Source organism: Persicobacter sp. CCB-QB2 (genome assembly GCF_001274635.1).
In the GTDB taxonomy this organism is placed as follows: Bacteria; Bacteroidota; Bacteroidia; order Cytophagales; family Cyclobacteriaceae; genus Persicobacter; species Persicobacter diffluens.
The window spans coordinates 3,332,136-3,356,060 of the sequence record NZ_LBGV01000001.1 but is presented as its reverse complement, the minus strand read 5'-3'; the positions used below and the strand labels follow the sequence as shown (position 1 = coordinate 3,356,060).

General features: G+C 42.3%; 19 protein-coding genes. 14 read left to right on the top strand and 5 right to left on the bottom strand.

Annotated features, from left to right (window positions below):
- The first annotated feature begins 106 nt into the window (after nucleotides 1-106).
- The 4 genes from NG22_RS14755 to NG22_RS14740 all read left to right on the top strand — a co-directional run bounded on the left by NG22_RS14755 (nucleotide 107) and on the right by NG22_RS14740 (nucleotide 4,614).
- Nucleotides 107-1,246, top strand: a complete 1,140-nt coding sequence (locus NG22_RS14755; protein WP_053406428.1) for a cystathionine gamma-synthase — start codon at nucleotides 107-109, stop codon at nucleotides 1,244-1,246.
- 115 nt (nucleotides 1,247-1,361) lie between these two features.
- Nucleotides 1,362-1,790 carry a Fur family transcriptional regulator gene (locus tag NG22_RS14750; protein WP_053406427.1) on the top strand — a complete coding sequence of 143 codons (429 nt, stop codon included), beginning with the start codon at nucleotides 1,362-1,364 and terminating at the stop codon, nucleotides 1,788-1,790.
- Nucleotides 1,791-1,836: 46 nt separating this feature from the next.
- A complete protein-coding gene (recQ, locus tag NG22_RS14745) occupies nucleotides 1,837-4,008 on the top strand; it encodes a DNA helicase RecQ (RefSeq protein WP_253275703.1) in 2,172 nt (723 codons plus the stop codon).
- Between the two features lie 75 nt (nucleotides 4,009-4,083).
- Nucleotides 4,084-4,614, top strand: coding sequence for a TrmH family RNA methyltransferase (locus tag NG22_RS14740; protein ID WP_053406425.1), 531 nt, complete (start codon nucleotides 4,084-4,086; stop codon nucleotides 4,612-4,614).
- Between the two features lie 73 nt (nucleotides 4,615-4,687).
- Here NG22_RS14740 and NG22_RS14735 read toward each other — a convergent pair whose 3' ends face one another.
- From NG22_RS14735 to NG22_RS14710, 5 genes are all read right to left on the bottom strand, one after another.
- Entirely contained in the window at nucleotides 4,688-6,022 is a 1,335-nt protein-coding gene (locus tag NG22_RS14735) for a porin (RefSeq protein WP_072159108.1), read from the bottom strand.
- 391 nt (nucleotides 6,023-6,413) lie between these two features.
- The gene (locus tag NG22_RS14730; RefSeq protein WP_053406424.1) at nucleotides 6,414-7,574 is read right to left on the bottom strand and encodes a TlpA disulfide reductase family protein; all 1,161 of its coding nucleotides are present in this window, start codon (nucleotides 7,572-7,574) and stop codon (nucleotides 6,414-6,416) included.
- 217 nt (nucleotides 7,575-7,791) lie between these two features.
- Nucleotides 7,792-8,073 carry a hypothetical protein gene (locus tag NG22_RS14720; protein WP_053406422.1) on the bottom strand — a complete coding sequence of 94 codons (282 nt, stop codon included), beginning with the start codon at nucleotides 8,071-8,073 and terminating at the stop codon, nucleotides 7,792-7,794.
- Between the two features lies 1 nt (nucleotide 8,074).
- Complete coding sequence (locus tag NG22_RS14715; RefSeq protein ID WP_053406421.1) at nucleotides 8,075-8,452, bottom strand: RidA family protein; 378 nt, start codon at nucleotides 8,450-8,452, stop codon at nucleotides 8,075-8,077.
- A 73-nt stretch (nucleotides 8,453-8,525) separates the two neighbouring features.
- Nucleotides 8,526-8,876 (bottom strand): hypothetical protein, encoded by a 351-nt coding sequence (locus NG22_RS14710; RefSeq protein WP_053406420.1) that lies wholly within the window; start codon nucleotides 8,874-8,876, stop codon nucleotides 8,526-8,528.
- Between the two features lie 125 nt (nucleotides 8,877-9,001).
- On the opposite strand from NG22_RS14710, the gene NG22_RS14705 reads away from it, so the two are divergent.
- The 10 genes from NG22_RS14705 to NG22_RS14660 all read left to right on the top strand — a co-directional run bounded on the left by NG22_RS14705 (nucleotide 9,002) and on the right by NG22_RS14660 (nucleotide 20,995).
- Nucleotides 9,002-9,817 carry a mechanosensitive ion channel family protein gene (locus NG22_RS14705; RefSeq protein WP_053406419.1) on the top strand — a complete coding sequence of 272 codons (816 nt, stop codon included), beginning with the start codon at nucleotides 9,002-9,004 and terminating at the stop codon, nucleotides 9,815-9,817.
- Nucleotides 9,818-10,050: 233 nt separating this feature from the next.
- Nucleotides 10,051-10,743, top strand: coding sequence for a T9SS type A sorting domain-containing protein (locus tag NG22_RS14700; RefSeq protein ID WP_053406418.1), 693 nt, complete (start codon nucleotides 10,051-10,053; stop codon nucleotides 10,741-10,743).
- A 137-nt stretch (nucleotides 10,744-10,880) separates the two neighbouring features.
- On the top strand, nucleotides 10,881-11,702 hold the full coding sequence (locus tag NG22_RS14695) for an outer membrane protein assembly factor BamD (protein WP_053406417.1): 822 nt from the start codon (nucleotides 10,881-10,883) through the stop codon (nucleotides 11,700-11,702).
- On the top strand, nucleotides 11,702-12,013 hold the full coding sequence (locus NG22_RS14690) for a DNA-directed RNA polymerase subunit omega (protein ID WP_053406416.1): 312 nt from the start codon (nucleotides 11,702-11,704) through the stop codon (nucleotides 12,011-12,013). The genes NG22_RS14695 and NG22_RS14690 overlap by 1 nt, the downstream gene beginning before the upstream one ends.
- Before the next feature lie 180 nt (nucleotides 12,014-12,193).
- Nucleotides 12,194-13,417, top strand: a complete 1,224-nt coding sequence (coaBC, locus tag NG22_RS14685) for a bifunctional phosphopantothenoylcysteine decarboxylase/phosphopantothenate--cysteine ligase CoaBC (protein WP_253275702.1) — start codon at nucleotides 12,194-12,196, stop codon at nucleotides 13,415-13,417.
- Nucleotides 13,410-14,312 (top strand): DUF4835 family protein, encoded by a 903-nt coding sequence (locus tag NG22_RS14680; RefSeq protein WP_053406415.1) that lies wholly within the window; start codon nucleotides 13,410-13,412, stop codon nucleotides 14,310-14,312. The genes coaBC and NG22_RS14680 overlap by 8 nt, the downstream gene beginning before the upstream one ends.
- A gap of 25 nt (nucleotides 14,313-14,337) precedes the next feature.
- Entirely contained in the window at nucleotides 14,338-15,987 is a 1,650-nt protein-coding gene (recN, locus tag NG22_RS14675; RefSeq protein ID WP_053406414.1) for a DNA repair protein RecN, read from the top strand.
- Between the two features lie 231 nt (nucleotides 15,988-16,218).
- The gene (locus NG22_RS14670; RefSeq protein ID WP_053406413.1) at nucleotides 16,219-18,750 is read left to right on the top strand and encodes a M14 family zinc carboxypeptidase; all 2,532 of its coding nucleotides are present in this window, start codon (nucleotides 16,219-16,221) and stop codon (nucleotides 18,748-18,750) included.
- Nucleotides 18,751-18,822: 72 nt separating this feature from the next.
- Nucleotides 18,823-19,368, top strand: a complete 546-nt coding sequence (locus NG22_RS14665; RefSeq protein WP_053406412.1) for a hypothetical protein — start codon at nucleotides 18,823-18,825, stop codon at nucleotides 19,366-19,368.
- Nucleotides 19,369-19,519: 151 nt separating this feature from the next.
- Nucleotides 19,520-20,995: a cryptochrome/photolyase family protein gene (locus tag NG22_RS14660; RefSeq protein WP_053406411.1), complete on the top strand. Its 1,476-nt coding sequence runs from the start codon at nucleotides 19,520-19,522 to the stop codon at nucleotides 20,993-20,995.
- The last annotated feature ends 2,930 nt before the right edge of the window (nucleotides 20,996-23,925 follow it).

The window sequence follows — 23,925 nt, the reverse complement described above, 5'->3', positions numbered from 1 at the left end:
GGAAAATTACAAAGAATAAAGCAAACTGTCGAGAAGAAACACAATTGTATCTTTATAAAATTTTAACCCTTTAATTGTTTCATACGATCTTTTTTTTCATCCGCCCATGAAATTTGCAACAAAAACCATACATGCCGGCCAAAAGCCAGATCCCTCTACAGGAGCGATCATGCCGCCCATATATCAGACCTCTACTTATGTACAAGCCGCCCCCGGAGATCATAAAGGATATGAATATTCCCGAACACAAAACCCTACCCGGGATGCGCTGCAAGCCAATTTGGCAGCATTAGAAAACGGAAAGCATGGACTTTGCTTTGCCTCGGGCCTGGCAGCCATAGACGCTATCATCAAATTATTAAAACCGGAAGACGAAGTAATTTCGTCCAATGATCTGTATGGTGGGAGTTATCGCATTTTCACTAAAATTTTCGAACCCCTGGGAATTAAATTCCACTTCGTTGATATGGAAAAGGTGGACGATATTGAATCCTTTATCAATGAAAACACCAAAATGATTTGGGTAGAAACACCCACCAATCCCATGATGAACATTGTGGACTTAAAAGCCATCGGCCACCTGGCGAAAAAGCATGATTTGCTTTTCACCGTAGACAATACCTTCGCCACGCCTTACCTGCAACAACCCCTGAATTTTGGAGCAGATATCGTGATGCATTCCGCCACTAAATACCTGGGCGGCCATTCGGATGTGATTATGGGGGCCGTAGTCGTGAATGATAATGAGTTGGCGGATAAGCTCGCCTTTATTCAAAACTCCTGCGGTGCGGTACCCGGCCCACAGGATGTTTTTTTAGTTTTAAGAGGCATCAAAACCCTAGCCGTAAGAATGGATCGGCATTGCCATAACGGTACCATTGTGGCAGAATTCTTAAAACAGCACGAGGCCGTAGAAAAAGTTTACTGGCCCGGATTTCACGATCACCCCAACCATGCCGCAGCCCGCGCGCAAATGAAAGATTTCGGTGGAATGATCTCCTTCAGCCTGAAGGACAACCGGCAGGAAAAGGCTTTTGAGGTTTTGAAAAAATTCAAATTCTTTGCCCTGGCGGAATCCCTTGGCGGAGTAGAGAGTCTGGCCGGACATCCTGCTACCATGACACATGCTGCCATTCCTAAGGATCAAAGAGAAAAAGTAGGAGTGACCGACTCCCTGATTCGCCTGAGCGTTGGTATTGAAGATGCCGAAGATCTGGTAGATGACCTGAGGCAAGCCCTTAGCTAAAATGAATAGCCCGAAAATTCCGGGCTACTTTCAATCCCCTCAACTATTTGAAGTTGCTGTAATTAAATGGTAAATTGCATCCATAATAAATAGCAACGCAAGTTTTTTTTGGCTCATGCACATAGAGAAAATTCAGGAAGTAAAGGACACCCTCAAAAAACACGGACTTCGGTATACGGCTTGTCGACAGGATATGCTCCTTTTATTCAAGGACAAAAGAGAGGCTTTGTCCCATCCTGAGATTGAGGCCATCCTTTCGGATGACTATGATCGCGTGACCCTGTATCGCACCCTCAATTCTTTTGAAGAATCCGGCATTATTCACCGCGTTATTGATGATGGTGGCGCCGCTCGATACGCCACCTGTTCGGGAGGATGTGAAACCCATGAACACCACGACAACCATGTGCATTTCAAATGCAAAGTTTGTGGTAAGGTACGTTGTTTGGAAGAAACTGAAATTCCAACCATCGCGCTTTCTCCGGACTATGTGGCGGAAGAAATCAATTTATTGGTGTTAGGGAAATGCCCCGATTGCCGCTAAGGCCTGCGGTAGATTCACTTTTTGAATTTTTCATTTACGATTTTTGATGAATAGCAGGGTAGGTGCGTTAATGCAAAACGCCGGCATCGTATTGAGTCAGTATTTTGGCTACGAATCTTTCCGGCCTTTACAGGAAGATATTATTCAAACCGTCCTTCAGGGAGAAGATGCCATGGTGCTCATGCCCACCGGCGGAGGAAAATCACTATGTTTTCAGATCCCGGCCATTGTCATGGAAGGCACTTGTATCGTGATTTCACCCTTAATTGCCCTGATGGAAGATCAGGTGGAAGGATTGAAAAGAAATGGAGTTGCTGCAGCCTGTTTGCACCGCGGTGTGCCTTATCAGGAACAAATGCAAATTGAAGAAGATGCCCGCTCCGGCAGGCTTCACCTCCTGTATATTTCCCCTGAAAAACTACTCTCACAGAACTTCTTTGAGTTTCTGAAAAGGATTCGCATCAATCTTTTTGCCATTGATGAAGCACATTGCATCTCTTTTTGGGGACATGATTTCCGAAAAGAATACAGTAAGCTTTTTGCCCTGAGAAGAAATTTCCCCTCGGTACCTATTATTGCCCTGACCGCTACGGCAGACAAACTCACCCGAAGAGATATCATCCACCAGCTTCAGATTCCGGAAGCTAAGTCTTTTATCTCCTCCTTTGACCGACCGAACATTTTCTTACAGGTAGTTCCGGCAGAGGATCGAAACAAACAGCTTATTAAATTCTTGTCCCAACGCCCCAACGAGGCAGGAATTATCTATTGCTTAAGTCGTAAATCCACAGAAGATCTTGCATACCGATTAAGAAAGGAAGGATTTATTGCACGACCTTACCATGCTGAAATTCCGCATTCCGAACGTAATAAAACACAGGAAGATTTTCTAAAAGACAAAGTGCAAATCGTAGTGGCGACCATCGCCTTTGGGATGGGGATTGACAAATCTAATGTCCGCTGGGTGGTGCATTATAATTTGCCTAAAAATATAGAAAGCTATTACCAGGAAATTGGCCGCGGGGGAAGAGATGGCCTGAATGCCCATGCTTTACTCTTCTACACTTATGCAGATGTTATCCGACAGCAGCAAATGCTGAAAGAATTGGAAGAAGACAGAAGAGCCCTGCAGGAAATGAAGCTGGAGCGCCTGAAGCATTTCACGGAGGCGCATATTTGCCGGAGAAAGGTATTACTCAACTATTTTGGGGAAGATCTGAAAGAGGATTGCGGACAATGCGATGTCTGTAAAAATCCACCAAAATCAGTGGATGGCACCGTGACTGCCCAAAAAATCCTTTCAGCAGTATACCGTTGTCAGCAACAAGCCACGGCTCAGGACGTGGTGGATATTTTGAGAGGGCATATCACCAGTTCCATTCAAAAAAATGGATGGGATCAACTCAAAACTTTTGGTATCGGGCAGGAAATCCCGATTCCGCATTGGCACAGCTATATCCACCAAATGGTGAATATGGGCTATATGGACATTGCCCTGGAAGATCAGTTTCGCCTGCGCTTAACGGAAAAAAGTCAGGCTGTATTGTTTGCAAAGGAAACCGTCCTGCTGCAACACCGGGCCATGCAAAAAGTGCAGGTTAAACAGGAAAAGCCCAAAAACAAAGCCATTAACGAAGCCCTTTTTGATGCGCTTCGCCTACTACGCCGACAACTTGCAGAACAGCACGATTTGCCTCCCTATCTGATTTTCTCTGACCGAAGCTTATTGGATATGGTGCGCCAGCAGCCACAAACCGAGGATGAGCTGCTGAAGATTTCCGGTGTTGGTAGTAAAAAATTGGACCAGTTTGGAGATGCCTTTTTAAGTAAGATTCGGTCTTTTGGAACGGGCGAGATGAAAAAAGCCAAAACCACCAATACCAAACTTCAGACCTGGGAATCCTTTAAAAATGGTTTGCAGCCGGAAGAAATTGCCCTGAGCCGGGGACTCAATGTGGTGACCATTTACTCACATTTGGCAGATTTGTACGCCATTGGCTATGAGATTCCGCTGGAAAAATATTTCAGTCCGCAGGAAATGCATATGGCAGCACAAGCCTTTCGCGCTTTAGGCTTTGAAGTCACCATCCGACAGGTGTTTGATTACCTGAAAGGAACGGTAGATTTCCACAAAATCCGATTAGCCAAAGCCTATCTGCAAAAAAATGGATTGGATAAAGCGCTTGAACTGTCGGAGTCGGAGCTCAACCAACTCTAAGAGGAATGGCCTTCTTTTTGCGGAGGGCTTTTGAATATATTAATATTAGCAATAAAATAAGATAAATACAGCCCCATGAAAAAGCTCACCATGGATGAACTGGGCCGCCCTTCGGTAGAAGAATTTAAATCTGCTGAAAAAAGCCCAATCGTAATCGTTCTGGACAATGTGCGAAGCCTTAACAATGTAGGTTCGGCCTTCAGAACTTCGGATGCTTTTGCCATTGAAAAACTATACCTCTGTGGCATTACTGGCAAACCACCTCATCGTGATATTAACAAAACCGCTTTGGGTGCGCAGGATTCCGTCACTTGGGAACATGTACCAGAAACGCTGGCCTTGGTTAAAAAACTACAATCAGAAGGTTATACGGTATTAGCGGTAGAGCAGGCCGACGAAAGCACCAAACTACAAGATTTTGAGGCTGAAGCAGGAAAAAAATATGCCTTGGTCTACGGCAATGAGGTTTTCGGTGTAGAGGAAGAAGTCGTGGCGCAGGCTGATGGCGTATTGGAAATTCCACAGTTTGGCACCAAACACTCTTTGAACATCTCCGTGAGCATGGGCATTACCATTTGGGATGTGTTCAAAAAAGTAATGCTTTAAAGACCACAATCCTTATGCAAAAAGGGCGATCCGTAAATGGATCGCCCTTTTTTATATATCGGAAAAAGATCTCTTAGAAGTTAATCTGGGCTTGTAAACGGATCAATGAACCCGTTTGGCGGTTATCAGGATTTAAAGAATCGTTGTATGTTCTGTCGGCATAGGCATAAAGGGCTACTAATTCAAAAGCCTGATTCGGCTGCCACTCAAAACCTACCTCAATTTCCTGCATATCATAAGAACGGGCGTCGGTTTCAAATTTCTTCCCCCCCTCATAGTTCGTATATCTCCAGAAAGGTAATACCAAATGCTGTCCTAATTCCATGCGGTAAGACATCTGCGCATACCCCCCTTTCAATGGTTTCCTCTGAATGGTGTTGGTCGCAGGATCATACTCAGGACCAACCCCTACATTGTATTCCGTCTGGAAACCAAATGGCATGGCGTACCAGATAAAAGAAGCACCAAGACGTGCATCATCCCATTCCATTCCTTCCGCAGAAACCATCTCTTTCTGGCCATTCTCTCCTGTAACCTCCGCCATCACCCCCTCGGAGACTTTTGTGGTTACATACTGACCGGCATAAGCCTGAATACCCGCTTCGAAAATCTGTCCGTTTGCCAATTCAAAAGGATAGGTCAAACGCGTTACAATATGCTTATTCAGATTTTCATCTGCATTGTTCGCGGTCTGCCCGTTAAAAGCACCTAAAGCAAACATACCGTAGTTACCAGAACCTTTCAGTTGCTGGTTTTGAAGTTTTTTGAATCTTTCCTGAACAATCGTGGGAGTGTAGTAAACCACTGCCATCATATCACGCTCATTTTTCAGGGCAGAGTTAATCGCATCATTCCGATCCAAAGACAAACGATTCTGAGAAGACTGCATGTTTTCAAAACCGAAAGGAACCTTAGATTGTCCCAAACGCAATCTCCATCTTCGGTCAGAGGTGAACATCAAATCAAAATAGGCATCTCTTAAGCTAACATTATTGCTATTGCCTCCGGCAAAATCAGGCTGAATATAGAAATAAACACGCTCATGCAAATAACCGGAAAACTTGATTCGGATCCGACGAAATGACATCCCATCATTCCCGCCATAAGTCCCATCACACTGCTCGCACTCCATATCAGGGTTGGTCTTGTAAAGATCATTATAACGCATCTGTGCGTATCCTGAAATTTTTATTTTATCAAACCACTTACTTTTCAGTGAAGTAGGCAGAATGCCATTGGCAAAATTCTCTGACTTGGCAAATGGAGCCTTTAAGTATTCGTCCTTTTTTTTCTCAGGTAACTTTACTTCTGCATCCTTGCTATCCTGAACCTTATCCACACCTTCCGCAAAAGCCGAAGCAGACATAACTAAAAATAATACCAATACTAGGGTAATAATCCTTTTCATTTTTTCAATAGCGATCTTTCCAATACTGACTGCAAAGAAATAATAAATTAAAGAACTTAAGATGAAGCAAAATTTAACTTAATATGATGTAATTAAATCATGACGTAACATTGAGTTAACAAAACGACTAATTTCGATAAAATATAGATAAATCAAATAATAAAACCCTCTACAAATCAAATACTTACCACATAATACAATATTAAAGAAGTAAAACATTACCAGTAAATAACCAAAAAAAGGTAAAAACATTAATCACGACCTCTTCTTTAATTTTATTTTAATTTCCCCCAAATAACCAACCACTTTCCTTTGAATAATCATATAAACAAAAAAATCCCAACACAACTAATTTGCATCGGGATTAAAATACTTAATTAAAATACTTTGCTTAGCTGGCAGAAAGTAGCTCTGCTACTTTATTTTCAAGCTCTTCGCCTCTCAGGTTTTTAGCAACAATTTTCCCACTAGCATCTACCAATACGGTAGCTGGAATAGAATTGATACCATAACGTTTTGCCACAGCATTTTGCCACCCCTGTAAATCAGAAACATGATTCCAGGTCAACTGATCCTTGGCAATGGCTTTTTCCCATGCTTCTTTCTTGTTATCTAAAGAAACACCTAAAATCTCAAAACCCTGATCATGATACTTATTGTACATGGCCACTACGTTTGGATTCTCCTGACGACATGGACCACACCATGAGGCCCAGAAATCAATCAGGAATACTTTTCCGTGTAGTGCTGTAGTAGAAAAGCTTTCTCCTTCCGGAGTGGTCAGCTCAAAATCCAAGACCGGCTGACCAATCGCAGTAGCCATCAAAGTGTTGTAGCGGTCTTCGATAGCGGTATAGTCCGCTGTAGTTTTCGCTTCAGCCGTAAACTTCTCCAAATAAGACTTCAGCTCCTTTTCGTCCATGCGGTAAGCATTTTGTCTTAACAAAAATGGAGATACCATAGAAGAAGTATGCTCATTGATAAAGCCATCGGAATAAGCATTTGCTTCTTTATCCAAAGCACCATACTCGTCTCCAATTTTCTTCAACTCCTCTTTTTGCTCATCTGTAGGAGCTCCCTGCGCAGTAGCGGCAATTTCCTGATAACGCTCAGAAAGCGCCTTCATTTTGTCTACAAAAGACTTTTGCCCCTCTTTGTAAGTGTTAAATTCCGTTTGTGCCAACCCTCCGGAAATTTCACTACCGTTTAAATCATCTGCATTCAGCTTCCCTACCAATGCATCTCCCTCCTGATAAAAAACAACTGTGGTAGGTTTTCTATCTCCAAAGGATCCATCTGTTGGTGCCTGTAAATAAAGCGCGCCATTATGAGCAATAGGTGCCGAAAAGGTGAATTTTCCTTCTGTAACCGCTGCGGCTGCAATTTTTTCAAATCCTGATGCTCCACGATCCAATAAATAAACCGAATCCACATTTGCAGCTTGCTCACCTTCAATTGATCCGGTGAATGGGGCCTTACCACCATCGCAAGCCCAGGCTAGAGCCGCCAATGATAAGATGGCTCCACTTTTTTTCAATCCTAAAGATTTCATTTGTAGTATGATTGATTAAATTAATTGTTTAGCGGTTCACCCTCAGCCCAAATGGAATGAAAATGCCGCCTTGCGATATTCTTTTTTCTTCTAAAGTTTACCAAACAAAGCAGATAATTCAACCCTCCTAGCAAGAAAGAAATACCCGCATAAAGGTGTTTTTCGGTAAAAAAGTATAAAAACAATCCAAATAAAAAGCAAATCACCGACCAAAACACTAAAAAGCGAAGACAAAGGGAAAAAGTCGATAGGTAATAAATACCAGCGTCCCCTTAGAAGTTGCCTCCAGCTCCCCTACCATTAGCGGTAAATAATTATCCGGATAATTGATATATAAAGAAATTCGGAAAGTGTTTTCAAACACCTTTCCGTTAAATTTGCCCTTCTTTTCTTCCGGCAGGTCGCCATCAGCGACTAATCGTTTCCTCAGTTTTTCCTTGACCTCCTTTAAGGGCAGGGGCAAAACAAGGGTCTCTTTAAAAACCGGGAAAAAAGGCATTTTATTTAACGGCTATACAGGAAATTTCCACTCCTACATCCTTGGGTAGTCTGGCGACTTGTACCGTCTCCCGAGCGGGGGCGTCTTCTCCGAAATATCCGCCATAAACTTCATTGATTTTACCAAAATCATTCATGTCCCGAACAAAAATGCTGCACTTCACCACCTCATCAAAGCTGAAGCCTGCCTCTTCCAAAATAGCTGCCATATTGTTCATCACCTGATGAGCTTCTGCCTCAATTCCACCGGAAACTATTTCCCCGCTTTCAGGATTCGCTGGAATCTGACCTGAAACATAAAGGGTATCTCCAGCCAAAACAGCCTGATTATAAGGCCCGATTGGTGCCGGAGCCTTTGAAGTATTGATGATCTTCTTCATAAAAAATGGGAGTATGTAATCTTTGAAATTAATAAAATTCCATCAAAAGGTCTTTGCCGTCCGTCAAAAATGCTTAGTTCGGATTTTCGAAAAAGATATAATTGGTGGAATAATCACTGAATTCAAAATAAACCTTTTTTTCTCCGGCATCTACCACCCCATTCAAATTCGCGTCTAAATAACCATATCCAAACCGATAGGGTCGACTCATATTGCCATCCTTCGTTCCTGAAGCGGTAGAGAGTTTATCTATTTTAATAAATCGCTTCACCAATTTTTCACCAGCATATACCTCCAGAACCCCATTGGTTCCGGTCCAGTTTTGAATAGATCGTCCGATCCGGTTTTGCGTTTCCTGCGTACAAGCTCCCATTCCCACGGTGAGTAACAAGAACATCGAAAGTTTTAAAATGGTATTCTTCATCGTTTGCCTTTTTTTTGGTTAAAAATAATCCTAAGAGAACAATATTCGTTAGAATAACACAAATATTATGTGTAATTTTTAATATTCACATATTCAACACCTTAACCTCACTTAATTTCTTTTCTATGGAAAATTTTTCCAAATACCAGGATCAGGCCATGGGCTTCGTGGTGGAATACGGCGGTAAATTAGTCGTTGCCATTCTCATTTTAATTATTGGGCTTTGGATTACCGGGGTGCTCACCGCCGCCTTCCGAAAATTCATGGACAAAAGAGGGCTTGATCAAACGCTGAAACCATTTTTAACCTCTCTTTTTAATTCCATCCTCAAAATTTTAGTGGTGCTCTCCGCTCTTGGTACCTTGGGAGTAGAAATGACCTCTTTTATCGCCATTTTGGGGGCTGCAGGCCTGGCCATTGGTATGGCATTATCCGGAACGCTTCAAAATTTTGCCGGAGGGGTAATGCTCCTCATTTTCAAGCCCTATAAAGTAGGAGATTTCATAGAGGCGCAGGGTTATTCCGGATCGGTAGAAAGTATTCAAATTTTCGTGACCATTTTAAAAACCCCGGACAATAAAACCATTTTTATCCCAAATGGTCCAATAGCAAACAATGCTTTGATTAATTACAGTACAGAACCTCAAAGAAGGGTGGACTGGACATTTGGCATTGCCTATGGAGATGATATTCAAAAGGCGCAGGATTTATTATCCCAACTCATACAAGCTGACGAAAGAATTCTGAAATCCCCAGAGCCTTTTATCGCACTCCATCAAATGGCTGACAGCTCCGTAAATCTCGTAGTTCGTTGCTGGGTGGACAGCGGAAAGTACTGGCCAGTATACTTTGATATGAACAGAAAAGTATACGACACCTTCAATAAAGAAGGAATTAACATTCCGTTCCCACAAATGGACGTTCATTTGCACCAGTCATAATATTCAAATAAAGGAAATATTACATTCTCTCGGAAAAACAGAATTTCCTGAGATTTCCGAGAGAATTTATAAATCTATTGGACAATTCCTGTTTTCTTAAATCCAATCCGAACATTCACACCGGATCTATGGAGAGTTTATAAATAATTGGTAATTACGTAATAAATAGAACCCTACAGATCAACATTTTAGTGAGTTTAGTGGTATATTAATTAAAGTATTAACCGATCTGCATGAAACACAATTTACTATTCATTTTTTTCCTTTTCTTTTGCTTCGCCACTTATGGGCAGGGAATTTTTTTGGACTTGCCGGAAAAAGACCTGAGCACCTCCCAGGGAGTGCCTTTCGAAGTCCCCATTGTGTTATATAATGATTATAATCACAATGTAAAAGTCATCGTCGAATGGAAATCACAATCCATTGAGTTAAAGGATCACGCTGAAGTACTTTTTGGTAAAAGACTTATTGACAGCGGAAAACTGACTATTGAAATGAAAGCTGGGGAAGAAATTGACGACCTCAACGCTCGATTTACTTTTTTAGAAGGCCTTGAGGACAGACGCTACACCATCAAGATTACCGATTTGCAAAATCATCAGGATATTCAGGAAGAATTAGTGTTTACGGTGGCTCCTGTAGACATGGACCAGTACATTTACCTGGATGAGCATCTACAGGTAGGGACCATGTACCCAAACCCCATCAATACTTCCGGCTGGTTACAATACGAACTGTTTTCTTCTGTAGAAGCAAAAATTGTGGTGCATAATGTTTTGGGAACTCAAATTGGTGAGTTTGCCCTTTCTCCATTTGATAACAAGGTTAAAATTCAGGTTGGCAACTATAAAGAAGGTGTTTACTTCTACAGTCTCATTGTCGACGGACAAAGCAAAGCCACCAGAAAAATCGTAGTACAACGTTAATCCTTCCTATTTACAAACTTATTTTTCTTTAATATTCCGATCCTACTGCCTACTTTTGAGTATCTGTAAAGTAATTAATTTAATAAATTGCTTTACCTTTTGTCTTATTTATTGATACTGAGTATATTTGCACCCTTATGCATAAAAACAAAGTCAAACTGCTGCTGGGGCTTTTTATTTTGCCATTGATTAGCAGTTGTGCTACGGAATATAGAAAGGCTCAAAAGTCTACGGACAACGAATATAAGTATCAGGTTGCCATGGATTTGTACCAAAGAGAAAAGTGGTATAAAGCCAATAACCTTTTTGAACAAATTATGCCAGCCATGCGGGGTACCGAAGAGGCGGAAGATATGCAGTTCAAATACGCTTATGGATGTTACAATCAAAAGCAGTACACCATGAGCTCCCATTACTTTAAAACTTTCTACCAAACCTACTCTCGAAGTGAAAAAGCGGAAGAAGCCATGTATATGTCTGCTTACTCCCTTGTAAAAGATTCACCAAGAGAAGAATTAGACCAAAGCAGTACAACAGAAGCCATATCTGCTCTGCAGAGTTTTCTGAACAAATATCCCAATAGTGAATATGCACCGGAGGGAAACCGAATTATCGGGGAATTGCAGGAAAAATTAGCAACCAAAGCATATTTGATTGCTAAGCAATATTACTTACTGAGAAAATGGAAAGCCGCCATGGTGACTTTCGAAAATTTCAGAAAGGATTTCCCGGATTCAAAATATAATGAGGAGTTAGCTTTCCTCAGACTGGAATCGAGTCATACTTTGGCTACCCAGAGTACCTACCAGAAGAAGGAGGATCGCTTTTCCGAGACCATCGAGATTTACCAAAGGTTTATCGAGAAATACCCGGAGAGCACCTATCTGAAGTCGGCCGAGAAATTGTACGGAGATTCCTTAAACCAATTGGAAAAAATAGCCAAGAATAAAAACTCGTAATGAAAAAAGTTATCAAGTCTAGCATTGTAACCCGCGATCTAAACAAGTTGATCGAACCAACCGGAAACTTATACAAATCCATTGCGGTTATCGGCAAGCGTTCCCGTCAATTGGCAGCTCGTCAGAAGGAGGAGTTGACTCAAAAATTGGCTGAGTTTGCTTCTACAGTTGACAACTTAGAGGAAGTAATGGAAAACAGAGAGCAAATTGAGATCTCTAAATTCTATGAGCGCCAGCCTAAACCAACAGTTATTGCAACTGAAGAGTTCTTGGAAGGCAAATTGAAATTCCGCTACAGAGGCGACGAATAATTCGCTGTTCTTGTAAAATACAAAAGGCCATCTCTTTCCGGGATGGCCTTTTTTTTGGCTTGTCGTTATTTCCCCCAAAATAATTTTACTCATCTCTCTTTTTTTCCCTTAAAAGCCGTATTTTTCCTTTCTAAAAAACATGTTTAGCGGGAGACCAGCCTACTGGTTGAAAATCAGAAAATGATGCAAGACCCACAGACCTCTTTGAAAGGGAAGAAAATATTATTAGCCGTCACCGGAAGTATTGCCGCCTATAAAGCTGCTCATCTCGTACGCTTATTGGTGAAAGAAGGCGCAGAAGTACAAGTGCTCATGACCGAGGCGTCAAAAGCATTTATCACCCCACTTACGCTGGCGACCCTTTCGAACAATGCTGTTTTAAGTGAATATGCCAACCTGAAAAACGGGGTTTGGAACAGCCATGTAGAGCTCGGCTTATGGGCGGATGTAATGTTGGTTGCTCCTGCAACAGCCAAAACATTATCGCAAATGGCCAACGGTTATGCCGATAATTTAATGGGGGCCACTTACCTTTCGGCACGATGCCCGGTGATGTTTGCTCCAGCCATGGACCTGGACATGTACCAGCATCCCAGCACTTTAAAGAATATCCAGACGCTTCAGTCATATGGTAATTTGTTCATTGAAGCGGAACATGGCGAATTAGCCAGCGGATTGATCGGGCAGGGAAGAATGGCCGAACCGGAACATATCGTAACCGCTTTACAACAATATTTTGCTTCAGATCGCCCACTAAAAGGAAAGCAATGCCTGGTAACGGCCGGCCCCACTTATGAAGCCATAGATCCTGTTCGCTTTATTGGCAACCACTCTTCCGGAAAAATGGGCTATGCCATTGCCGAAGAATTATTAAGACAAGGCGCCTCCGTTACTTTGGTTTCAGGACCTACAGCATTGGAAATACACCACCCCAACCTGGAGGTGTATAAGGTGACTTCCGCTCAGGATATGAACGACATTTGCTCCAGAACTTTTCCGGAAAGCGATATCGCGGTGCTCTCGGCAGCTGTGGCGGATTATACCCCAAAAATAAAATCAGAAGAAAAAATTAAGAAGGAGGGAGACACCATGATGATTGAATGTGTCAAAACTCCGGATATAGCCGCCAATTTGGGCGAAATAAAAATCCCAAGTCAGTTCATCGTTGGTTTTGCTTTAGAAACCGAAAACGAAAGTCAGAATGCTCAATCAAAATTGGAGCGAAAAAAATTCGACATGATCGTTTTAAACTCTTTAAAAGATAAAGGGGCCGGTTTTGGCTTTGACACCAACAAAGTAACCTTCATACATAAAGACGGAAGTATTCAGGAAAACCCCTTGAAGACCAAAACCCAGGTGGCTGTCGATATTGTAGAACAAATTATTAACAAGAGCAATGGATAAATTTTGGCTCCTTCTCCTTGGACTATCCGCCCTGCTGTCACCATTGCGGGCGCAGGAACTCAATTGCCAGGTAGTGGTAAATGCAGAAAACATTCAAACCCAGGACAAGCGGATTTTCCAGGATATGGAAAGGGCTTTTACCCAGTTTATGAATGATACCCGCTGGACAGAGGAAAGATTCCAGACCGAAGAAAAAATCAAATGCCGCATCCTGATCAATATGCAGCAGATGCCTTCTATCGGTACTTACAAAGCCACGGCCTCCATTCAGTCAGCGCGGCCGGTATACGGAACCTCCTATGAGACGGTACCATTTTTATTCTATGCAGATCAAAACTGGTCATTTGAATACACCGAATCACAGCCTTTGGATTATTCCCCGACCAACTTCACCTCCAATATAGTGGCCCTTTTATCCTTCTACGCCAATATCATCATTGGTACGGATTTCGACACTTTTGCGGAGATGGGGGGACAAACCTATTTTGATGTGGCCAACCAGATTGTTTCCAATGCCCAATCCAACAACAGCCCGGGCTGGAATCAGTTTGATGGTAATATTAACCGCTACGTTTTGATTGATGACTATCTGAACGGGCAAATGAGAGACCTTCGGGCCGGGAATTATACCTACCACCGACTGGCTTTGGACGATTTTGAATCGGATCCGGATGAAGCCAGAAAGAAAATTTTGGGCGTCATCGAGAATTTGGAAAAAATTCAAAGCCTTAAGCCCAATGCTTTAGGATTAAGAACCTGGCTGGACACCAAATACCAGGAGATCATCAATATTTTCTCAGAAGGGGACATGAATGTACGCAAACAGGTGCATGACATTTTGGTGAAAATAGACCCTACCCGAACCGACGATTACAAAAAAATATTATCCAATTAAGACACTCTCTTAGGACTGATTTTTCATGCTTTCGCATTTATTAATAAAAAATTACGCCCTGATTCAGCATTTAGCCATTGAACCGGCCAATGCACTGAACATTGTAACCGGTGAAACCGGTGCAGGTAAATCCATCATGCTGGGGGCTTTGGGCCTTTTGATTGGTAAAAGAGCTGATACCAAGGTGCTCTATGATCCCAAACAAAAATGTATTGTTGAGGGGACTTTTGATATTCAGGAATATCAATTACAGGCTTTTTTCGAACAGCATGAGCTGGATTATTCCGAGCAAACCTTTTTGAGAAGGGAAATAAGCCCGGCGGGAAAATCGCGTGCCTTTATCAACGACACCCCGGTCACGTTAGAGGTAATCCGCCAGCTGGGGGCAATCCTGATCGACATCCACTCTCAGCACGACACCCTACAATTGGGCGCCAATGCCTATCAATTGGAATTATTGGATGCTTTTGCCGGAAATCAGGAGTTAAAATCCGCTTATGAGTTAACCTACCGGGCATTTCGAAAGAAAGAAAGCGTATATAAAAAACTTAAAAGTAACGCAGCTCAAATCAGGCAGGAAGCAGATTACCACCAGTTCCTGTTCAATGAATTGGAAGAAATGCAACTGGAAGAAGGAGAGCAATCTCAGCTGGAAGAACAAGTCCAGTTGATTGACAATGCCGAGGAAATTAAAACCAAGCTGAACGGTTTGCTGGAAATGCTCAGCAGGGGAGAGGGCAATGTAGAAGATCGTCTTTCCACCGCCAGCAACTGGCTGGGTCAACTGGCTGGAATTTCCCCCGCTTTTGAAGCATTGAAAGACCGACTGGAAAGCTGTTTCATTGAGCTAAGAGATATACAGGGCGAACTTGAAACAGAGGAGGAAAAAGTAGATTTTAACCCTCAGGAGGCTGAAATTGCCAGAGAACGCCTGAGTGAAATCTTCCGCTTACAAAAGAAACACGGGCTGGATTCTCTGGAGGAGCTTATGGCCTTGCATGAAGAGCTTCGTCAAAAAGTAAGTACGGTTGAGAACCTGGATGAGGAGTTGGAAATGGCGCAGCAAGCCATGATGGTTGCCGAAGAGGAAATGCTTTCTTCGGCCGCTAAATTGAGTCAAAGCCGACTGGAAATTGTGGACCAGTTCACCGAGGAAATTACCGCTCTGGTACGGGAACTAGGAATGGAAAATGCCAGTATGCGTATTGAGCAAGAAACCGTTGCTCCAAGCCCAACAGGTACCGATGAGGTCAATCTGCTATTCTCTGCCAATAAAGGCATGCCGCATCAGTCTTTAAAATCTGTGGCTTCCGGTGGTGAATTTTCACGATTAATGTTTGCCGTCAAGTTTGTGATGGCGGATAAAATGGCACTTCCTACCATTATTTTCGATGAAATTGATACTGGAATTTCCGGAGAGGTCGCTTTGAAAATGGTCAAAATGATGGAACAAATGGCTCAGGGACACCAATTGCTGGTCATTACTCACTTACCACAAATTGCCTCTAAAGGAAGTAAACACTATTTCGTTTTCAAAGACCATTCCGCAGAAAAGACAGTTTCCCGCATGAAAGAACTTTCAAATGAAGAAAGAATTTCTGAAATCGCGAAAATGATTGGTGGAGATCAACCATCTGCTTCTGCTTTGGAAAGCGCCAAAGAGCTACTTAAGTAAAAACATTTAACCCATTGAAAAAAAGGCTTTCCATTTTAGGCAAGCCCTTTTTTTATGTTCAATAAATCCGTTTATTACACATGAAAATAGTAAAAAGATTCAATTAAAATTGTACTTTTATGACCTCAAATGACAGCTGTTTTTACTGTTTTTTTGTATAACCAATAAAGTCCGGATTTTATAAAATCGACTTCAATTCTCTTTTACATCCAACTATTACAATTTTCCCCAATGAAAAAACTCTGTGCCTTTGCTTTTTTCATATTCCTCCATTTTGGACTACAAGCGCAGGAAGTATTAAAAAACCCCGCCGAATTTCTCGGCTACCCCTTAGGAACTCATTTTACCCCACATCATAAGATTGTGTCCTATTTTGAATATATGGCACAGCATTCGGAAAATATCTCCCTCCAATATTATGGGGAAACCATAGAGAAACGCCCTTTGATGGTGGCCTTCGTGGGTGCCAAAAATAAAATTGACAGCCTGGAATTTTACCGGGCTAATAATCGCCGGATGGCCCTTTTGGAAAAAGGAATGACACTTCCCAACGATTCCACCGTTACGGTGTGGCTGAGTTATAATGTCCACGGGAATGAGGCTTCCTCATCAGAAGTATCCATGAAAATGCTTTATGGACTGGTAGAACAAATAGAAGCTCAAAAAGCTGACTGGACAGACAATACCTTGGTGGTCATTGACCCGTGTCTGAATCCTGACGGGCGGGACCGTTATGTAAACTGGTATAACAGCACCGTGGGCATGTTCCCCAATCCGAATATGGAGGCAGAAGAACACCACGAACCCTGGCCCGGTGGTAGATCCAACCACTATTACCACGACCTGAACCGCGACTGGGTATGGCAAACGCAGGTAGAATCTCAGGCAAGGGTGCAGCTCTTTCTAGACTGGATGCCGCATCTCCACCTGGATTTCCATGAACAGTATCCGGATTCTCCTTACTATTTTGCTCCGGCTACGGAGCCTTATCATGAGGCGATCACGGATTTTCAGCGAGAATTCCAAATCACATATGGAAAGGCCAATGCCGAGCATTTTGATGCCAACGGCTGGCTGTATTTCACCAAAGAATGGTTCGATTTACTTTATCCGGCCTATGGGGATACTTACCCCACTTTTAATGGAGGAATAGGCATGACGCTGGAACAGGCAGGTCACGGAATTGCAGGCCTTACTGTAGAAAGAAAAGGTGAAGATAATCTAACCCTGAGCGATCGCATCGCCCATCACTACCAATCGGGCTGGACGGCCATAGAAGTAGCCTCTGAACATTCCCGAGATCTAATCTCAGCCTATAAGTCCTATTTTGAGGATGCGAAAACCAGCCCGAAAAGCAAATACAAAAGCTATGTTCTGAAAATCGGGAACAACCCTCACCGCCTGGAGGAAGTCCGAAAACTGCTGGATCAGCAGGGCATTGAATACGGCCGTGCTTTAGTCAATAAGTCCTATCGCGGCTTTAACTATATGAACGGGAAGGATGAAACTTTCAAACTGGATGCTTCTGACATCATCATTTCTGCCTACCAGGCCAAGTCAAAAATCGCCAATGTGCTATTAGAGCCTAAAACACATTTGTCAGATTCATTGACTTATGACATTACCGCCTGGAGTTTACCCTATGTGTATGGCATTCCCGCCTTTGCTTCCACGGAAAGGATTTATACCACCAACTATTTTGAGATTCCTCAGCAACAGGTGGTAGTCGAAGATTCCCTGCGTAAACCGGTTGGGTACATACTGGAATGGAACAGTGTAGAAGAAGCCAGATTACTCAGTGCCCTTTTACAGGAAAATGTTCGGGTAAAATTCAACAAAAAGGCCTTTGCACATGGGGAAAAGACCTTTTCCCCGGGGTCAGTGATCATTAACCGACAGTCCAACCGACATTTGCAAAGCGAATTTGATGATTTCATAGCACAAATCAGCAGTCAGTACGACGTTATTCCTTACCCTTTATTTTCCGGCTACTCTACCTCGGGAGCAGATCTGGGCTCAGACAAAATCAGTCACCTCAATCAGCCCAATGTGGCCATCGTCAGGGGAGAGGGCATCAGTAGTACCAGTTATGGTTCCTTATGGCATTATATGGATTTCGACATCAATTATCCTTTTACCGGGATTGATATTCACCGACTGAACTCCGCTGCTCTTAACAGCCATGATGTTTTAATTCTGCCTGATGGAAATTATAGAGCATTATCCGAAAGCCAAAAATCTCAAATACATCAATGGATTTCCAATGGAGGAAAACTGATCGCCATTCGCCATGCGATTCGCCTTTTTAAAGATCAGGAAGGTTATAGTGTAAAAACCTATGCCAATGAAGAGGAGGAAAAAAATTACGCCCCTATTAAAGAACAAAATGCATCCTATGGAGAAAGACTAAGAAATCAGGTATCCAATGACATTCCTGGTGCCATATTCAAAGTTAAGCTGGACCCTGATCATCCTTTATCCTATGGTTATGACGATAACTATTTCACCATGAAAATTGGTAAAGAACGCATCGCCAGACTGGAAAAGGGCTGGAATGTGGGCACCATCGATGGAATGGACAGCTGGATTAGCGGATTTGTAGGCTACCGAACGAAACCTACACTGGAAAAAAGCCTGATTATCGGCACTGAGAATATTGGAGCTGGCACGATTGTCTATATGGCTGACGATCCCATCTTCCGATCATTTTGGTACGGTGGGAAATTAATGCTCGCCAACGCCATATTCTATGTCAATCAATAATCTTCAATCCCCGGAACGTAGTTGTTTCGGGGATTTTTTTAACCCCATAAATAGTCAGATCGTTTCTTCAGTATGAGATATACTCCGCTGCTAATCCTATTTTTATTGTTTTCTTCCTGCGAGCACAAAGCTAAAGTGGTCAGTAAAGAAAATATCCGCTTTGATACCAATGATGCGACCGTCCTGTTTTTTAAAAACGTCCGACGGGCCTATTACGATGTGGAGGAAAAACCGGATGTTAATATTTCTATATATCGTTTTGAAGAGTGGGAGGAGTTAAAAGAAAAACCCCTGCTTCGTACCGCCATTATCCACCACTGGGTAGCCAATAGAGCCTTTGTTTTCCTCGAAACTGATCTGCTTTTAGAGGATAAGGCAACTTTCGAAGTGCATTATACGAATTGTGCTACCGGAGAAACAGGCACCATTCCATATAAAAAGGGTAACACGATTCTTCAGGCTGGTTTTGCCACAGATTTGTATGAAAAGGTACAGCAAAGCTGTCAGTTGTATGTTGAACTTGAAGGAAAAAAGCACCCTCTTTTTGGAAACCAAGAAGGCAATGAAGCATTTCGCATTACTATGGTAGACTATTACAGATTAGTACAAATGCTCTAACTTTTCAGTGTACGCAATGCCATACCACTCCCATATATTAATTTTTCGTTAAAAATAACATTTGCGACAATTAATAGTGATTATTTTACCCCTGAGGCCTGTCCTTTGTGATTAGGTTTTGTATTTTTAATCCTGGTAATAAGCGGCAGGAATGATAAAAACCATACGACTAATATTAGGTGACCAACTCAATGAGTCACATCCCTGGTTTCGAACCGCGGATGATTCGGTTTTGTATGTCATGATGGAAGTGTTGCAAGAATCTAACCATATCAAACAACACATTCAGAAAGTCATGGCCTCTTACGCCAGCATGCGTAACTTTGCCCGAAAAATGCGGGACAAGGGGCACGAATTCTTTTATCTTACCCTGGATGCCCCGGAAAACAGGCAATCCATTCCGGAAAATATTGCCTGGTTGATTTACCAGCACCGGCCGGAGTTTTTCGAATACATCTCTCCGGATGATTACAGAATCAGCCGGCAAATTCATGATTTCTCCCTTATTCTTGGAGTCAAAGTAAACATCTGCAGTGCTTATCACTTCCTTTTTGAAAAATCAGATTACATAAAAATTGAAGGAAATTCACCCGATCAGATTCTTCAGTATTTAAAAGTGAAAAACAGTGCAGTCATTCATAGCATTCAACAACTATCAGATCAACAGCCAGCAATCCCACAGGCCGCAAAAAGCACGCCCGATTTAAAGTTTTCTCATGACTTAAGGCCCATCAAAAAGCTGATCGAAAAAATGGGCATTGATACCTATGGAGAAGTGAATGCAAAAAATTTTCCATGGATTATTTCCCGAGAAAATACCTTTCATTATTTAGATTTCTTTTTGGAACAGAAACTACCGGAAATGAAGGCCCATGAGCCTATTTTCTCTCCACAGTTATCTTTTGCCCTGAATCTGAAGCTGATTTCTCCCCGAGAACTTCTTAGCGTTTTGGAGGAAAAATTACGCAATAAAAGTTGTAGGGCCTCCAAGGAACAGATTAATCGCTTCTTATTTGACCTGATGGGTAAAAGAGAGTTCAGAAGGCAAAAATACAAAAGGGAAACGCCGGTTAACCTAATGGAGGCTTCTCTGGAAAGCAATGAAATTCCCAGGGATTTCCAGATGGGAGAATCTAAAATGCATTGTATTCAGGCAGGGTTGAACAGCATCTCAAAAATGGCCACTGTTAATCAGCCTTCGACGCTACAAATTCTTAAAAATTTTGCTGTTTATTCCAAAACAGATCAATTGGCTTTTGAGGAATGGTGGATTGGGAATCTGATGAATGCCTTCCCATGGAACACCAGTGAAAGCCTGAGAGCTGATTTTTCCACACCAGCCAAAATTCCCTTTACGGATGGTAGAAGCATTCAAAAAGTCAGTGGACATTGCGACGCCTGCCTTTATAACCCCAATATGAGTTTTGGGGAAAATGCCTGCCCGATGAATGCCCTGTTTTGGCGTTACGTTCACAAAAATGAAAGTGAACTAAGAAAGTTGCCTGTTTTACAAAAGCTATTGAAAGAATGGGATGAAATGCCTCCACAGGATAAGCATCACATTCTCACCTATGCCCATAATTACCAAAGAGGAGAAATCTCTGTCAACGAAAAAAGCCCTATTTAATAACAGGGCTTAGATCTTTATTTGGTGCGTTTGCTGTTGGGGTAGGATTCGAACCTACACAGGGTGGTTAGTCAATTCCGAGGCAATGCAATCGATTTATCCCAGATCCTTACCCCCGAGACAGGAGGGCATGTCTGCCAATTTCATCACCCAACAGTGTGTGTGTTTTCAATAAGTTTAATTCCTCCACTTTTGGAGAATTGCGCTGTTGGGGTAGGATTCGAACCTACACAGGGTGGTTAGTCAATTCCGAGGCAATGCAACCGATTTATTCCAGATCCCTACCCCCGAGACAGGAGGGCATGTCTGCCAATTTCATCACCCAACAGTATGTGTGTTGTCAGTAAATGTAATTCCTCCACTTTTGGAGAAAGGCGCTGTTGGGGTAGGATTCGAACCTACACAGGGTGGTTAGTCAATTCCGAGGCAATGCAACCGATTTATTCCAGATCCCTACCCCCGAGACAGGAGGGCATGTCTGCCAATTTCATCACCCAACAGTGTGTGTGTTTTCAGTAAATTTAAATCCTCCACTTTTGGAGAATTGCGCTGTTGGGGTAGGATTCGAACCTACACAGGGTGGTTAGTCAATTCCGAGGCAATGCAACCGATTTATTCCAGATCCCTACCCCCGAGACAGGAGGGCATGTCTGCCAATTTCATCACCCAACAGTGTGTGTGTTTTCAGTAAATTTAAATCCTCCACTTTTGGAGAATTGCGCTGTTGGGGTAGGATTCGAACCTACACAGGGTGGTTAGTCAATTCCGAGGCAATGCAATCGATTTATTCCAGATCCCTACCCCCGAGACAGGAGGGCATGTCTGCCAATTTCATCACCCAACAGTGTGTGTGTTTTCAATAAGTTTAAATCCTCCACTTTTGGAGAATTGCGCTGTTGGGGTAGGATTCGAACCTACACAGGGTGGTTAGTCAATTCCGAGGCAATGCAACCGATTTATTCCAGATCCCTACCCCCGAGACAGGAGGGCATGTCTGCCAATTTCATCACCCAACAGTGTGTGTGTTTTCAATAAGTTTAATTCCTCCGCTTTTGGAGAATTGCGCTGTTGGGGTAGGATTCGAACCTACACAGGGTGGTTAGTCAATTCCGAGGCAATGCAATCGATTTATCCCAGATCCCTACCCCGAGACAGGAGGGCATGTCTGCCAATTTCATCACCCAACAGTGTGTGTGTTTTCAATAAGTTTAATTCCTCCGCTTTTGGAGAATTGTGCTGTTGGGGTAGGATTCGAACCTACACAGGGTGGTTAGTCAATTCCGAGGCAATGCAACCGATTTATTCCAGATCCCTACCCCGAGACAGGAGGGCATGTCTGCCAATTTCATCACCCAACAGTGTGTGTGTTTTCAATAAGTTTAAATCCTCCACTTTTGGAGAAAGGCGCTGTTGGGGTAGGATTCGAACCTACACAGGGTGGTTAGTCAATTCCGAGGCAATGCAATCGATTTATCCCAGATCCCTACCCCGAGACAGGAGGGCATGTCTGCCAATTTCATCACCCAACAGTATGTGTGTTTTCAGTAAATGTAATTCCTCCACTTTTGGAGAAAGGCGCTGTTGGGGTAGGATTCGAACCTACACAGGGTGGTTAGTCAATTCCGAGGCAATGCAATCGATTTATCCCAGATCCCTACCCCCGAGACAGGAGGGCATGTCTGCCAATTTCATCACCCAACAGTGTGTGTGTTTTCAATAAGTTTAAATCCTCCGCTTTTGGAGAATTGCGCTGTTGGGGTAGGATTCGAACCTACACAGGGTGGTTAGTCAATTCCGAGGCAATGCAACCGATTTATTCCAGATCCCTACCCCGAGACAGGAGGGCATGTCTGCCAATTTCATCACCCAACAGTATGTTATCCGTTGATTACATTACAATGATACGAGCCTTTTTAAATAAAGTCAATAACGAAAGCTACTTTTTTTTGAAAATTTCATCACAAGCGAGAGCTATTGTTAAAAATAATCAAAAAAATGGGTGTTTTTGATTATTTGCAATAATTACCATGTTGTGATATCAAATTAATAACAAGACCTCTATTTTTATAAAATTGATGAAATTCCCCTTTTCTGCTTCTTTCCTGAAGGGGAAATTGATTTTCATATGGAAAAAATTCCATTTCAGGGTCTTTGTATTTTTAATCCAGAATCATTCATGTTTAAATGCTCGCTTAGCTTCAAGGCGTGAAAATGAAGGAATTGTTTTCTATTTCTAATTTTTCCTAAGGAAGCAGATGAGTGAACCGAAAGCTGGCCCACCAAAATTTGTGATATTAAAAAAATCAGGAAAACTACTCCAAACACATTAAGAGTAAAGCCTTAATTTCACCCCTAAATCCATCGGTGAATCGTTCGGTTTAAGCGAAGGTTTCCCCGGAAGAAAAGTCTCGCAATACAAGAAATCTCAAAAAAAACCGGTAAGCTTAAGCTCGCTATTACCGCATTCTCCCAAAAAAATTGTCAGGTGGACTTTTCCTTCATTTTGATCTTGCAAAGGATGATTTTCGCAGGATTAACCCGAAATATTCACCACTAAATTCACCAACTAATCACAAGTAATTTATTTTCAGCTTATTAAAATTTATTTTCTCTGATTTATAATAGCCCAAATTTGGCAAGCTTGCTTTCTTCCCATTCACCTGTTTCGTTGGAAAAAACTCGAAATAGGAAAAATTCCTTCCTTTTTCCGCCTAACCGCTAAAGGAGGACTTAAGCATGAATATTCCGGGTTAATTTGGGCTACATCATAAAGGGGTTAAAAATTAAATGCTAAGTTTGTCGCATCATTCATTTTACTGGTTCAAGAGCCCCGCAAATTCCTGAAAACTTTCCTGTAAGGGGAAAAATGCTGAATTATCGGAAAAGGAATTGACATTAAATAACAAGCACTGATGTGGTTGTTATTTATT